At 62.0% G+C, this 13,878-nt stretch carries 13 protein-coding genes; 6 read left to right on the top strand and 7 right to left on the bottom strand.

What is annotated here, in order from left to right; all coding sequences use genetic code 11:
- Position 1: 1 nt before the first annotated feature.
- Both traF and traA read right to left on the bottom strand, forming a co-directional pair.
- The gene (gene traF, locus GR158_RS19125) at positions 2 to 493 is read right to left on the bottom strand and encodes a conjugative transfer signal peptidase TraF (protein ID WP_245507846.1); all 492 of its coding nucleotides are present in this window, start codon (positions 491 to 493) and stop codon (positions 2 to 4) included.
- Positions 494 to 528: 35 nt separating this feature from the next.
- On the bottom strand, positions 529 to 3,831 hold the full coding sequence (gene traA, locus GR158_RS19120; RefSeq protein ID WP_160872190.1) for a Ti-type conjugative transfer relaxase TraA: 3,303 nt from the start codon (positions 3,829 to 3,831) through the stop codon (positions 529 to 531).
- A 247-nt stretch (positions 3,832 to 4,078) separates the two neighbouring features.
- Here traA and traC point away from each other — a divergent pair, with 247 nt between their 5' ends.
- Genes traC through GR158_RS19095 form a run of 5 tightly spaced genes read left to right on the top strand, consistent with a single transcriptional unit; the run spans position 4,079 to position 7,361 of the window.
- Positions 4,079 to 4,375 carry a conjugal transfer protein TraC gene (gene traC, locus GR158_RS19115; protein WP_085421445.1) on the top strand — a complete coding sequence of 99 codons (297 nt, stop codon included), beginning with the start codon at positions 4,079 to 4,081 and terminating at the stop codon, positions 4,373 to 4,375.
- 4 nt (positions 4,376 to 4,379) lie between these two features.
- The gene (gene traD, locus GR158_RS19110; protein WP_085421446.1) at positions 4,380 to 4,595 is read left to right on the top strand and encodes a type IV conjugative transfer system coupling protein TraD; all 216 of its coding nucleotides are present in this window, start codon (positions 4,380 to 4,382) and stop codon (positions 4,593 to 4,595) included.
- Complete coding sequence (gene traG, locus GR158_RS19105; RefSeq protein WP_160872189.1) at positions 4,582 to 6,543, top strand: Ti-type conjugative transfer system protein TraG; 1,962 nt, start codon at positions 4,582 to 4,584, stop codon at positions 6,541 to 6,543. The genes traD and traG overlap by 14 nt, the downstream gene beginning before the upstream one ends.
- A 9-nt stretch (positions 6,544 to 6,552) precedes the next feature.
- Positions 6,553 to 6,963, top strand: a complete 411-nt coding sequence (locus GR158_RS19100; protein ID WP_133036458.1) for a hypothetical protein — start codon at positions 6,553 to 6,555, stop codon at positions 6,961 to 6,963.
- Between the two features lie 20 nt (positions 6,964 to 6,983).
- The gene (locus tag GR158_RS19095) at positions 6,984 to 7,361 is read left to right on the top strand and encodes a WGR domain-containing protein (protein ID WP_371731760.1); all 378 of its coding nucleotides are present in this window, start codon (positions 6,984 to 6,986) and stop codon (positions 7,359 to 7,361) included.
- Between the two features lie 243 nt (positions 7,362 to 7,604).
- Here GR158_RS19095 and GR158_RS19090 read toward each other — a convergent pair whose 3' ends face one another.
- The 5 genes from GR158_RS19090 to GR158_RS19070 form a co-directional block, all read right to left on the bottom strand.
- On the bottom strand, positions 7,605 to 7,844 hold the full coding sequence (locus GR158_RS19090) for a hypothetical protein (RefSeq protein ID WP_133036457.1): 240 nt from the start codon (positions 7,842 to 7,844) through the stop codon (positions 7,605 to 7,607).
- 2 nt (positions 7,845 to 7,846) lie between these two features.
- Positions 7,847 to 8,290, bottom strand: a complete 444-nt coding sequence (locus GR158_RS19085) for a DUF3846 domain-containing protein (RefSeq protein ID WP_160872188.1) — start codon at positions 8,288 to 8,290, stop codon at positions 7,847 to 7,849.
- 95 nt (positions 8,291 to 8,385) lie between these two features.
- Positions 8,386 to 8,706: a DUF736 family protein gene (locus tag GR158_RS19080; protein ID WP_085421452.1), complete on the bottom strand. Its 321-nt coding sequence runs from the start codon at positions 8,704 to 8,706 to the stop codon at positions 8,386 to 8,388.
- A 986-nt stretch (positions 8,707 to 9,692) separates the two neighbouring features.
- Positions 9,693 to 10,541 (bottom strand): DUF932 domain-containing protein, encoded by an 849-nt coding sequence (locus GR158_RS19075; RefSeq protein ID WP_160872187.1) that lies wholly within the window; start codon positions 10,539 to 10,541, stop codon positions 9,693 to 9,695.
- A gap of 75 nt (positions 10,542 to 10,616) precedes the next feature.
- A complete protein-coding gene (locus GR158_RS19070) occupies positions 10,617 to 12,584 on the bottom strand; it encodes a ParB/RepB/Spo0J family partition protein (protein WP_160872186.1) in 1,968 nt (655 codons plus the stop codon).
- Between the two features lie 434 nt (positions 12,585 to 13,018).
- Between GR158_RS19070 and GR158_RS19065 the strand changes: the two genes are divergently transcribed.
- A complete protein-coding gene (locus GR158_RS19065) occupies positions 13,019 to 13,624 on the top strand; it encodes a hypothetical protein (protein WP_160872185.1) in 606 nt (201 codons plus the stop codon).
- The last annotated feature ends 254 nt before the right edge of the window (positions 13,625 to 13,878 follow it).

Below are 13,878 nucleotides of genomic sequence, written 5' to 3'. Positions count from 1 at the left end.
ATCACGGATCGAAGGTGAGGATCGGCCGGGCGAGGCCGAGAAGGCCGCTGTCGGGGACAGGTCCGAAGTATCGGGAGTCATAGGAGCTCGCAAAAGAGGAGTGGAGATAGAGATGTCCTGATGGCACGATGCCACCAGGATATGGCGTGATCGTCCTGCCCTCTCCGTCCGTCTTCCGGACGACGGATGCGGCAAGGGAACGGCCTTCGATCACGACGTGGTCGGTAACTTCGACATGCTGTCCGGGAAGCGCTGCGACGGTCTTGATCAGCGGCGCGAACCCGCCGGCGCACAAGCCCCGTCGGAGATATCCTCGCAGTCGCGCTTCCTCGAACTTTGCGGTCGGGGGCGAGCAGATGAAGACGAGATCTCCTGCCTCGACCGGACGATTGAGTTTCTCGATGCGCCAGAGCCCGAGCGGCTCGCTCGGCGTCAGGTTCAGCCGATAGCCACCGACGACCGCAGCCGTGATGAGGCCCGCGATAGCAACCATTGACGTGCTCAACAGCATGATCGCACCGCGCCGCTTCATTGCTTCACAACCGGAGTCTGGCGTTGCGCGAGACGCAGTTCCTCGACCTGCCGCAGGGTCTCGGTGGTACGCTCATGGGCGGCGACCTGCTGGGCCGTGCGCATGACCGGCCAGGCTTCCTTGAGACGTTCCTTCTCCTGTGGCTGCATTCCCTCGGAGAGCTTGTCGAAGAGTTTGCCCGATGGCTCACGTGCGGCATTGGTCAGCAGGGTGCGTTCGCCGAAGCGTTCGGTGACGGCCTTGTTGAACCCGTCGATCTCCAGCTTCGTCTCGCGGTTGCTCAGCGCATATGCAAGGGCGGCGGGAAGATCGTTGCGGTCGATCGCATCGCGCACGCGCTCGAGCACCGCGCGTGCATCAGGCGACAGGGCCGGGATGTCGATCGAGACGCGCTGGCGCAGCGCCTGTTCGTCAGCCGCCATGCGCTGTGTGGCGCTTTCGCGCATGTGGAGATAGCGTTCGAGGTCGCGCTTCAGGGCGGGCACATTGATCTCGGCGACGCGTCGCGCCTCGCGCTCCGTCTTGCTGGCAAGAATGCCGGTCTTGCCCCTGAGCGGACCGATCGACGTCGGCTCGGCCTCAAGCTTCTGAAGCACCTGTCGCGCCGCGTCCCTGTCGGCCAACATGGCATCAAAGTTCATCGCCCGAAACGCCGTCTCGGGATCAGCGAAGACATAGCGGAAGCGGATCGAGACCTCCTCCCATTGCTTCTTCAGCGCCAGATCGGCGTCGAGTTTTTGCTCAACCGTGTCTGCAACGGAATTCTCGAACCGGGTGATGCCGGCGACCATGGGTTTCGACTCCTTAGCTGATTGGGTTGGCGGGGATTGCCGCAGGCCGAAACGTTCACCGAGTTGGCGAAGGCGGTTGGTGAGATCGGTGAGCTTGCTTTTCTGGCGCAGCGTCCAGTCGAGCCGGTCGCGCAGCAGCGTCCGCGCAGCCTCACCGATGCGCAGACCGCGGTTTTCGGCGAAGCGAAGCGCCTCGCGGTAGAGCGTGCCGCGCTCATAGTCGAGCGTTGTTTCCTTGGCGTTTCGCCGGGACAGGATCTTGGTGAGCCCACCGTTCATTTCGAAGGAGCGGCGCCCGAAATAGACCTGAAGGTCCTCTCGATGGCGCGTCATAGCGACATAGGTCAGGTGGCGATCCAGAGAGAGTGAAGCCAGCACTTTCACCCGGTCGACAGTGGCGCCCTGGCTCTTGTGGATCGTGGTGGCATAACCGTGATCGACATCATTGTAGAACCGCTGCTCGACCGTCACCTGCCGGCGCTGATCGCCCTCGCCCACGACCGCGACGATGCGGCTGGGCGCGGCCTCGATCACGCGGCCGATCATCCCGTTCTTGACGCCGAGCGAACCCTCGTTCTTCAGGAAAACGATCTGATCGCCGGCGTCGAACTGGCGAATGCCGTCGGCGGTCCTGAAGACGTGTCCCTCTCCGACGATACCGCGCTCGACGAGCTTTTCGCGGGCCATGACATTGAGCATGCGGACGTCGCGGCGCAGATGCGCCAGCATCAGCATCGACTTCGTGGGATCGTAGTCGTGGTTCCAAGCCGAGATGAGGCTTTCGACGGCTTCCGACTTCAGCTTTTCTCCAACGACATGACCGCGGGTGCGATAGGCCATCAACCCCTGTTCTATGTTGCCGCGCGCGAGATCGAGCGAGGCATGCCGCATCCACTCTTCGCGCTGGCGGTAGATCGTCTCGAGCTCGGCATAGCCGATACGATCGACGATGGCGCGGAAGGCAGCGCCCGCCTCGATCGGCTGAAGCTGCTCGGGATCGCCGACCAGCACGATCTTCGCGCCGGCCCGGACAACACCATCGACAAAGCCCGCCATCTGTTTCGAGGCGACCATGCCGGCCTCGTCCATGACAAACACGGTCCTGGCGTCGAGCGTGTCACGGCCCTGTTGCCAGCGCAGCTCCCAGGAAGCGAGTGTGCGGGAGACGATGCCCGCCTCCTTCTCCAGTCCCTCGGCCGCCTTGCCGGCAAGGGCGCCACCGACCACGCGATATCCGGCGAGCTCCCAGGCCTCGCGCGCAGCCTTCATCATCGTGGTCTTGCCTGCGCCGGCGCGGCCGACCACGGCTGCTATCCGCGCGGAACCGGCAATCCGTTCGATCGCCGCCTTCTGCTCGTCGGACAGGCGCGCATGTCGCGCGAAGGTCGCCGCCAGCACCTTGTCATCGACGTCATGGGTTTCACGGCCCGACAGCCACATCGCCTGCCGCGCCATCGTCGCTTCGAGCCGGATCATCTCCCGTGTCGAATAGCGCGACGGCACCTTCGCGCCGGTGGCGAAGTCGATCGTGTCGCGCTGGAGGCGGAGAACTTTGGGATTCAGGATGATACTTAACATCAGCTGCTGGAAAACAGCCGGGTCATCGATATAACGATGCAGAACTTTCGCGACATCGCGTTCATCGAAGACGCTCTTCTCCCGCGTGATCAGGTCGACCACAATCCCGGGCTTGCGAAGAATACGACGCGCATTCTCGCTGCGGCGTTTCTCATTCAGCTCGAGCCGTTCCAGCTCCGGCCGAACGCCCTGCTTCTCCGCCTTCCGCTCGATCGCCTTTGCCCCGACGCCGAGATGGATGGTCGGCTCCAGATCGATGCCCTGCTTCTCGTAAGATCGACCATCGACGCGCAGCGAGATCCCGTTCAGCGCCAGGTGATGGTTGAGACGCTCGAACCAGGCGTCACGAAAGGCATTGAAGTCATCCGTCCCGCCGGCCCATAGCTCGTAGACGATCTTGCCCGCCTTGTTTCGCAATGGCTGTCCGTCTTCGCCTGTTACCGCGACCTTCTTCGCGCCGAAGCCGTCCTCGGTCAGCGGACGCAGGGTCGTCATCAGGTGGATGTGGGGATTGCCTGGATTGTCGTGATAGACCCAGTCCGCGACCATGCCCTTCGACAGGATGTGCCGCTCCACGAAATCCCGCACCAGTGCGATGTTCTGCTCGGGCGTCAGTTCCAGCGGCAGGGCAATGGTCAGGTCTTTGGCGAGCTGGGCATCAGAGCGTTTCTCGTAGGCCTCGATCTTGTTCCAGAAGGTTTCCGAAGCACCGGCAATCGAGCGATCGGCTATCAGCATCCGCGCCCATTTCGGGGCACCGGCCGGTAGGAGAAACTCCTCGTGCAGGAGCCCCTGTTTGCGCGTGTAGTCGATGGTGCGGGCCTCGCGCTCGTACTCCATCTTCGCGCAGTGCCGGTAGGCGGCCGACAGCACGGCACTGCGGCCGTCGCCGCGGCTGACAATGCTGACGGAGAAGTGGGCGATGGCCACCGCGGCGAGTCTCCTGGTTCGAACCTCGTTCGTCGGGAGCTGGGCAGGCCGTTCAGGCCTCAGCGCAAGGCGTCGCGTCAGCGACGTATAATTGCGCCCTTGGAACCGCTCCTTCGGAACGGCCGGGATGATGGTCCAAAGTGTCGGCCTTGCCGACGTGCAAATCTGCACATTTCCTTGGCTAGGCATCCGGAGGAGTTTTGGCGTCGCCCATGCAACGCCAAAACCACAAAGGAGTGCCACCGAAATGAAGAAACCGTCGTCGAAGATCAGGGAAGAAATCGCCAGGCTCCAGGATCAGCTCAAAGCAGCCGAGACACGCGAGGCCGAGCGCATTGGCAGGATCGCGCTGAAGGCCGGCCTCGGCGAAATCGAGATCGAGGAAGCCGCACTTCAGGCAGCGTTCGAGGACATCGCCGGGCGGTTTCGCGGAGGCAAGGAAGTTGCGACCGGGAAGAAGAATGCCGGTGACGGCAGGACCGGCGGCGACACGTCCACGGCGGTCGCGCCTGGCGAGGATGCGGGCGGCGCTGGCGAGGCTTGAGCGGATGCGGCAAACCAATTCGAGCGACGCGCGAAAGAAAGACACGCGCGAGAAAATCGAGCTCGGCGGCCTGATCGTGAAGGCCGGGCTGCGCTACGAGAAACGGGCACTGTTGCTCGGCCTGCTGATCGACGCCGCGGGGCGCATCCGCGGAGACGAAGCCGAGCGCTCGCGCCTGACCGCAATCGGCGCAGAGGCATTCGGTCATGACGGTGAATAGGCTCCTTCTCACAATCCTGCCAGCCGCATTCATGATCGCAGCCATGCTGGCAATGTTCGGCATCGAAACCTGGCTCTCGGGTTTCGGAACGTCGCCCCAGGCGAAACTGATGCTCGGCCGGATCGGCCTCGCCCTGCCCTACACCGCGGCCGCAGCGATCGGCGTCATCTTCCTGTTCGCGACGGCGGGCGCGGCAAACATCAAGGCAGCCGGTTGGAGCGTATTGGCTAGTGCTTTCGTCGTCTGCATCGCGGCGATCGCACGCGAAGGGTGGCGGCTCTTTGCTCTTGCTGATCGGGTGCCTCAAGGCCAGTCGGTTTTCGCCTATACGGATCCGTCGGCGATGCTCGGCGCATGCGCCGCCGTCTTGAGCGGGATCTTCGCACTGCGCGTCGCGACCAGGGGGAACGCCGCCTTTGCGAAAGCAGCGCCGCGGCGGATCGCGGGGAAGCGGGCCGTGCACGGCGAGGCCGACTGGATGAAGATGGCCGACGCCGTCAAGCTGTTTCCCGATGCCGGCGGCATCGTGATTGGTGAACGTTACCGCGTCGACAAGGACAGCGTAGCGGGGATGCCGTTCCGCGCCGGTGACGCGCGGAGCTGGGGCGCCGGCGGCAGGTCTCCCTTGTTGTGCTTCGACGGCTCGTTCGGTTCGTCGCACGGTATCGTCTTCGCCGGTTCCGGTGGCTTCAAGACGACCTCGGTGACGATCCCGACTGCCCTTAGGTGGGGCGGCGGCCTCGTGGTGCTCGATCCGTCGAGCGAGGTCGCGCCGATGGTCGTCGATCATCGGCGCAAGGCCGGCCGAAACGTGATCGTGCTCGATCCCGCCACGCCCGCGATCGGTTTCAACGCGCTCGACTGGATCGGCCGACACGGCAACACCAAGGAAGAGGATATCGTCGCGGTGGCGACCTGGATCATGACCGACAATGCACGCACGGCGTCGGCCCGCGACGACTTCTTCCGAGTATCCGCCATGCAGCTCCTGACGGCGCTGATCGCCGACGTCTGCCTGTCCGGGCATACGGACGAGAAGGACCAGACGCTGCGCCGCGTCCGGTCAAATCTGTCGGAGCCGGAGCCGAAGCTCCGCGAGCGCTTGACACGGATTTATGAGCAGTCCGAGTCTGATTTCGTGAAGGAGAATGTTGCCGTCTTCGTCAACATGACACCGGAGACCTTTTCCGGCGTCTACGCCAACGCGGTGAAGGAAACGCACTGGCTGTCCTACCCGAACTATGCGGCGCTCGTGTCGGGCAACAGTTTCTCGACCGACGATCTCGCGGGAGGCGGCACGGACCTGTTCATCGCGCTCGATCTCAAGGTGCTGGAGGCACATCCGGGGCTGGCGCGCGTTGTGATCGGCTCGCTGCTCAATGCCATCTATAATCGCAATGGCGAGGTCGCGGGAAGGACGTTATTTCTGCTCGACGAGGTCGCCCGCCTCGGCTATCTGCGCATCCTCGAAACGGCGCGCGACGCCGGCAGGAAGTATGGCATCACGCTCACCATGGTCTTCCAGTCGATCGGCCAGATGCGCGAAGCCTATGGTGGCCGTGACGCGACAAGCAAATGGTTCGAATCCGCATCGTGGATCTCGTTCGCGGCGATCAACGACCCGGACACGGCCGACTACATCTCGAAGCGCTGCGGCGACACGACGGTCGAGGTCGACCAGACAAACCGCTCCACGGGAATGAAGGGATCGTCACGCTCGCGCTCGAAGCAGCTCAGCCGTCGGCCATTGATCATGCCGCACGAGGTCCTGCGCATGCGCGGCGACGAACAGATCGTCGTCACATCAGGCAATCCGCCGCTCAGATGCGGGCGCGCGATCTGGTTCCGGCGTGACGACATGAAGGCTTGCGTCGGCCAGAATAGATTTCATCAAACGATCCCCGGACCAGCGACAACCCGCGCGGCCAATCCCAGCCATAACGAGTGAGCAAAGCACATGAAGCACTGGAGAAAGACATGGTATTCGCTTGTCGGCCCATTGATGATCTGGGTCGCGTTCATCATAGCTGCGCCCTTTCTGAGTGCCAGCGCGATCATCAGCGCAGACATTCTCCCACCACTTGGCATCGTTCTCGTCAGAACCGTATGTCTCTTCTGCGTGCTTGTGCTCGCACCGCTCGCACCGCTCGCAGCACTCGCTGAAATCGCGCCACCCTTCGTCACGCGGGAGGAGGTGCGCTGGCGCAATCGCAACAGCGACACCCTCTTCGAAATCGACGTGGTCTGGCAGGACGTTCCGTTTCTCCCGCCAATCTTCAACCGCATTCGCTCGACGCCGACGAAGCACAGAAGGCAGGAAAAGACGGAGGGCGTCGCGATCGTAGAAGCGAGACCATCTACGTCTTGATTCAGCCGATTGATCTAAGGTTGGCAACGCCGACCATTCGACCATCCATCAACGACATGAATCAATTGGCGTCGACCGATTCACATCTCTCGTTGGACCCGGACTCTCGTCTGCGCGATCCTGCCTCCATGATTGCACAGCCCTATCACCTCTACGTTGAGAAAATAGACGCTTCGAAAAACATGGCCCGCTACTATGCCATGTCTATCGAGCCTACGCTGTTCGGGGATACCTGCCTGACCCGACGTTGGGGACGTATCGGCACGGGAGGCCAGAAGCTGGCGCATCATTTTCAGTGCGAGGAGGAGGCGGTCGAACTCTTTCTCGCCCTTCTGAGGCAGAAGCGCTTGCGCGGATACGGGTCGAAATATAACTCCGGGCAAAGAATGGTTGGCTGACCGGCAACAGGTGGAGCCCGCCGGCGATCCGATGAATGAACCGGCCCGATGGATCGGACGGTTTGACGCTTTGCGCGGCAAAAGCCCGCGCCGGGGTTCGATGCCCCGGCGCGGGCTCCAGCCGGCAAATTTGGACGGCATCTTCAACCAGCCGATCACGTTGGCAGGTTGCGCGGAGAATTCCTGATCAGAGTCACCCTGCGAGAAGGGCCGGTTCCGGCCCTTCTCTGTCAGCCCCGCGATCTAGGGCCGTTTTGAATAAAGCGGCATGATGCGCTTCTTCGTGAGGCGGTCGCGTGTCGTGGTGAACATGGAGCCATCCCATTCCCGCCACGTTTCCCAGCCGTTGATGGTGGCGCGTCCATACCAGACGCGCACCTTGACGGTCATTTCATCGATTTCCTCGATGATGGAGACGGTGAGGCTGCCGCCGAGGTTCGAGGTAGTATCGTACACCTCAACTTCTTTTTGCCGGTCGGTCATGTTCAGACCTCCGAGCGGATGATTTTTGGACGGTCTTGCTGAATGCGAATGTTGAAGCCCGCGACACGAGTGCCGATAAGGCCTGGCCTATCGATATGCTCGAAGGCGGGATCGAAGACGGCCCGAGAAATCAGGAACCGGTCAGCGATGACATCTATGGAATGTGTCGGGGATACGCTGTCGCCTTCCTCGTTCACGCCCGTCACCAGCAGGTTTCCCGCAAGAGGCGACGGAAAATCCGCCAGTTGCGTGAAGCACTCAAGGCCGTCGACAAGGCCGTTGTCGTCGCAATATGCGGCGTGGTGATCGTCCATCCGCACGACATCGATGCAGGTGCAGCCGATATGGGCATAAATGGACTTCAGGACGTCGTTGCGGTCGATTTCCACGCTACGAATGGTTCCTGCCTTGGCATCGACAAGGTAGCCCGTGAATGAATTTGTCATCGGATAATCTCCTTCTTCCCGCGAAGTGGTCTCACGCTTGGCCGCGTTTGGAGGAGCGCCGCCGTATCGGCAGCGCCCCCGGTTCTCCCCATGTCTCAATCCCAAGGAATGACGGCCATCAGGTCTTCGTCGTCCTGACCGGGGTAGCGGCCCAGATTGGCATTGAGCCTGCCGTGGCCGGTGTTGATGGAGAGGCTGTAATAGTCCCCGCCGCTCTGGTTCTTCCTCTGCCAGATCGCACCGATTTCAACCTGCCGGCCCCTCGGGGACTTGCCATAGAGGCGGTAGACCGGCGCATCGGGGTTGGTGCTGCGGTTTTCCTTGCCCGTGATATCGAGGTCGTAGGAGATGGAAGCGATGTTGCCGGTGAGGGTGTTGTCCTCACCGAAGCGGATGAAGTTTGCGTAGTCGGTCATTGTCTGTCTCCATTGGTTGCTGTTGCCACCCCGAAGGGCAAGCCCCCTCGGGCGAAGCCTCCCCGGTCTTTCCGGGGGAATGGCCTCTGACATTCCCCCGGACAGAGGGGGGAGGGCGAAAGCCCGCCCCTCGGCGGCGGTTGTTCGGGTCAAGGGGTCGTGGCGGGGGAAAAACGGAAGGTTCGGCCAAAGGCGGAAAGCCGTTTTTATTCCGACGCGACAAGCGGCTTGCCGCGCCTGCCTCTTGATCCGGCCGGCCGGCGATGTCAGGGGCGACAACAAACAAGGCGGACCGGAACGGGCCTCGATGCCGGGGGTGCAAGCCCCCGACCGGACAAGCGATCGTCACCGGGGTCGGCGGAGACGGCCCCAGGCCGGCTCCGTGCCTTCGGCATAGAGCGCGCTCCGCTCGACGAGCGGATGGCCTGGACCTTTCGGACTTTCATTCAAAGGTCACGCGGTCGTTTCCCACGAGGCTCCGGAAAACCCTACGGCGCTATGTGGGAGCGCGGGTTTCCTCCGCCTGCTGCGTTCGCCGGATATCCCGGCTCACTGCGGCCGCGGGCCGCGCCGCCCGGCGGCGCTGCGGCTGGAAAACGAATGCGGACAGCGCTGGTGCGCAGACTTTCCCTGTCGATCGCGACGGCGCGACGTGAAACGAGCAAGGCGCGATCCCGCAAGAATGAAGAGCATCGGAGAAATCGGCATAGCGCCGGCCGTGGGCCGGGATTTCGGGAATTCTCGACGCGCAAGGAGCGGAAGAAGGGCAGCCACAGGAGCTTCAACATAGTGGCCAGAAGGGGAAGCGGGACCGACTGCCCCCGCTCCTTTGCGCTCCGTTTTTCATGGGAGGGCGGGGAGCGCCGAGGGGTGGGGCGCAAGGGGCACCCCTCGCCTCTGTCCCGCGCCGCTTCGATGGCGGCCGGGACGGGCAAACGCCGAGAATGGGCGATGCGCCGCCTATGCAGCGACGCATCTGGTTCGCCTCACGATTTCAGAGCAGCCATCCGCTCGCCAAGCAGCCACAGCGCCTTGTTGAGTTTGATGTCTTGATCGATGCCGTTGACGGCGCGAGACTTCACGCGGCGCGGCCTGCCGAGGTCGTCGCGTCCCACGCCGCGCAGGCCGCCCTTGACGGCATTTTCCTGCACCACGTTCCAGACCGTCCAGAGATCGTCAGCACGGTCGTCATGACGGCGCGGAACAAGCAACTGTTTCGGCTTGATCGGCGTCGTCGTCTCGCCTTCGCTGTCGCCAAACCGAAGAACATGGGCAGCGTCCGCAAGAATGTGCCTCTCTTCCCGGTTCAGCCGCAGCGTCGACCAGTCCTGTGGCGCGGCAAGAGTACGTTCGGCTTCGCCAAGGACGCGATAGGTGCCTTCGATCACCCTTCCAGCAACGTCGCCGGAGTGGCGCACCTTGATCGCATCGATGGTCCCGGTCTGCGCTACCAGAGAATTGAGGCATCGGATGCGAAACAGCCCCGCCATCAGTTCATAGGCGCTGCTTCCGTCATTGGCATTCTTGAGGAGAATTTCGCAAACGGTGTCGCCCACGTTGTAAACCTTGCCGTCATCGATACGGCGGAGGCGGATCAGATGCTTCGTGAAGTCAGCCTTGCCTTCAGTGCGGCTGCGCGACTGTTTTGCTCCAACCGGCATGAACCCCTCCCGGATGAGCCCACGCAAAACCTCGATGGTGGGAATGGGCTGGAAGCGTTCAGACCGGCTTTCATGGCCGGTCACGGCAAAGATGGAAGGGACGCTGCGGCGCATTTCGGTTTCAGTCAGCGCGCGGCCAGTGTCGAAACGTGCGGTCTCGGTGTAGATGCTCATTGTCTGTCTCCAAGGTTTCCTATTGCCACCCCGAAGGTGCAAGCCCTTCGGGGTGGTCGGCTGGCAACGACGGGGCTATTCCGCCGCCATCGGCACCGGTTGCGCATCGGCCTCGACCTCGGCACTCGGATCGGCTGCGATCCGAACAGGAGCCGGGAGCCAGCGAGAACCCTTCACCTTGCGTTCCGCGATCAGTACGGCCTCTGCCTTCTTGGATGCGGCAGAAACCGCAAGGGCGGCCTCTGGTCCCCGTGCTTCAAGGACTGCCTGCTCAATCCCTCGGCGGTTGACGTGGCTGAAATAGCTGTCGGCGGTGGTTTCAAACCAATTCGTCATATCGACCTTGAGGGCGCGGCCAAGCTGGTTGGCCTGTTCGATGCCTTTCCGGCGGTCGGAGAACTTCACCTCCACCGCGTTGACGGCATGTGCGGCAGCGAAAGCCAGGAGAGAGAGAAGCTGCTCGCGGTTCTGCTCAAGGCACCAGTCGAACAGGTCGGCGGCATTGCCGGGGATTTTTTGCCCGTAGTTTTCCTGCAGGCTTTCGAACGCAACCGAGGCCGCGCGATCTTCCGGCTCCTTGATCCATTTGCCCGTGCGCTCATGGATGAGCGACACCTGCAAGGCGCTTTGTTCGGACACATAGCCGCCGTAGCTGATCCGCAACAGCATGGCATGAACCACGGCGGCCAAGGCCACATCGGGATTGTTCGCCAGTTCCACGCGCAGGGCAGCGGTCTTCTTCGCCGTCAGAACCTCGATCAACGATTGAGGATGCGTGAACTTCGAGGTGTGCTCCTCGGTCGCGCTGCTTTCGCCACTGGGGTTGACGGCTTCCAGGCCGGCTTCACCATCTTCCGCCACTGCTTCGTCGCTGTCGTCGTCGTCCGGTGCCTCGACCTCGTCTTCTTCCCTGATGATCCCGATGGCGGCTTCCGCATTGCCGAAGCGGTTGATGAACACCACCACGCCGCTGAGTGCCATGTCCTCCGGCAGATAGGTTTCCTGCCTCGCGGAGACTTCATCGAGACGCTTGTCGATTTCAGCGAGCCGCTGAACAGCGGCCTCGATAGACTTGTCATCTGCGTCCACGTCGTCCTCGCCGTCGATCAGTTCGGTCAAATCGTCATGTTCTTGGCAAAGCGCGTCATGTTCGGCCTGATCGTCGGCGGAAAGCTCGCTCTCCTGCGGGTAGATGCGCGGAAAGTTGAAAATCCAGTCCGGGCGCTCGAATGCCGTCTCCACCCATTTCCAGCCCTGCTCACAATAGGGCACGGCGGCGTCTTCCAGTTTTTCAATCGCGAGCCTGTCGAGCAATGCGACGTCCAGCGCGTAACCGCCGCCCTCTTCATCGAAGAGATCGCGACGCACGGCACCACCTGCCTGTTCATAGGCATCCAGTCCGCCGATCAGGACGACGCGCCTGTCGGTGCTGGCGACCTCCTCGGTCATGAGAGCGGACTTGATCTGGCGGGCCTTGCGATCCCACTGCGGCAAGCTCTCCCAGACCTGCACCTGCCGTTCGTGGTCGTCGGAAACCGTGAAGGCGGAAAGCTGCTCGAAGGTCATCTCTCCGTCGCGGTGAAGCTCAAGCAGCTTAGGGGACACCCTCGCCAGAGCGAGACGGCGGCGCACGATGATTTCGGTCACGCTGAAATGCGCGGCAATGTCGGCAATCGACTTGCCCTCGGTCGCCAAGATCGAGAAGGCCTCGTACTGCTCAACCGGGGCCATGTCCTCCCGAAATAAATTTTCCGACAGGCTGAGTTCCGTTGCGTTCGAACCGTCGCGGACATTGCATTCGACCGGATGGTTCTTTGCGATCTTGCCCTGCTCCACCAAGAGCAGCAGCGCCAGCCTGCGGCGTTCGCCAGCCGTCACGAAATAGCGGCCGCGTTTGTCGCCGGCCCGCACGACGAGGTTTTGCAGAATCCCCTCGGCGCCAATGTTCGCGGCAAGTTCGCGAAGTTTGACAGGGTCATATCTCTTGCGGACGTTCTTGGGGTCGGCGTCCAGCTTGTTCAGTTCGATGATGATTGTTGTCATGGCTTCAATCTCCTGATTTTCCATTGAACGGGTCTTCAAACCCCGCTGTGGGCGAAGCCTTCTTCCTTTGGTCCGAAGGACGTGCCCGCACGTCCTCGGGACGAAGGGAGGGGGCGCAAGCCCGCTCCCGGTAGGGCGGAGATCCGGTCATGGGTCGGATGGGGGAAAAATCGGAAGGTTCGGCGCGAAGCGGTGAAAGCCTATTTTTTCGACGGCCGACAGCGCCCTCCGGCGCGCTTGCCCGTTGGCCTGATCTTCGCCTTATCGTATGAGCGGCAATGTCATGAAGGAGAAGCGCGTCCGCCGTGAGGCGGATGCTCCTTATGGGAAGCGAGCGCGGTGACGCGCTCTCAATCTCTCGTTCAAACCTGAGCAGTTTCGATTGAAGATCCGAGCTGATCATGGTGAAATGCGATGACTACGATAGGAGAGCCATGTTGGAACAGGACACTCGCCAATTCTCGATCGGGCAGCTTCGTCGCCTTGAGCTGATGATTGCGCCGTTGCGCGTCGCCATCACGGTCGCTCCGCTCTGGCTGATTTACGGAATGTTCCGGGCGCTGTCCCAGGTCGATGTGTCCAGCCTCTTTCAACCAACGATCTGGTTGACGCTGGCTCTTGTTGGGGCAGGTGTTATTCGGACGGCACTGACCTTGGTTGCCCGCCCCGGTCACACGCTGTTTCGTCAGGCAATGTCGCTGGGACATTTCCGGGAAGCCGTTAGAGCAAGCGGCCTAAGAAGCTCGCTGCCGAAGCCGACCCGATTGTTTGCGCTGAAACTGATCGATCTTGCCCTCGTCACACCGGCGGCGCTGATCCTGCTGATCGGCTTCCTTGCCGGGAGCCATCATATCATGTCGTTGCTCACGACCGACGACCCGGCACCTTTTTGGCTGATGTGGGCTTTCGCGTGGGTCAACGCGCTGCTGTTCCTCAGCATCACAGTGTTCGGCGCCCTGCGCGTTGTATTTGCTATCCGCAGCGCAAGGGAAGATGATTTTCCCACCGCTGCATCGATCCTATCGGCATTGAAGCACTGACAAGCGCCGCGACCGGGACAGAACGCACTACGCCTCTTTCGAGGCAAGAAGTTCTTGCGTCATTACAGGAGGCCTCGGACTCACGCGAGGCACTAAGCGACGATTTGAGGACAGACGTGAGAAATACCGCCAGGTCAGCGAAAGGCTCATCCATGGCTTCGAATTGACGTTACCAACCGCGTCGTTCTCGCGAAGCTGGTCAACGGCTTGGTGCAGCGGGAGCGGCTGCCGTTCCTATTATCGCCGCGCAGCTC

Origin of the sequence: Shinella sp. AETb1-6, from assembly GCF_009826875.1 — a bacterium.
Classification (GTDB): Bacteria; Pseudomonadota; Alphaproteobacteria; order Rhizobiales; family Rhizobiaceae; genus Shinella; species Shinella sumterensis.
The sequence above is the reverse complement of the archived record's forward strand: the minus strand, read 5'-3'. Positions and strand labels throughout refer to the sequence as shown.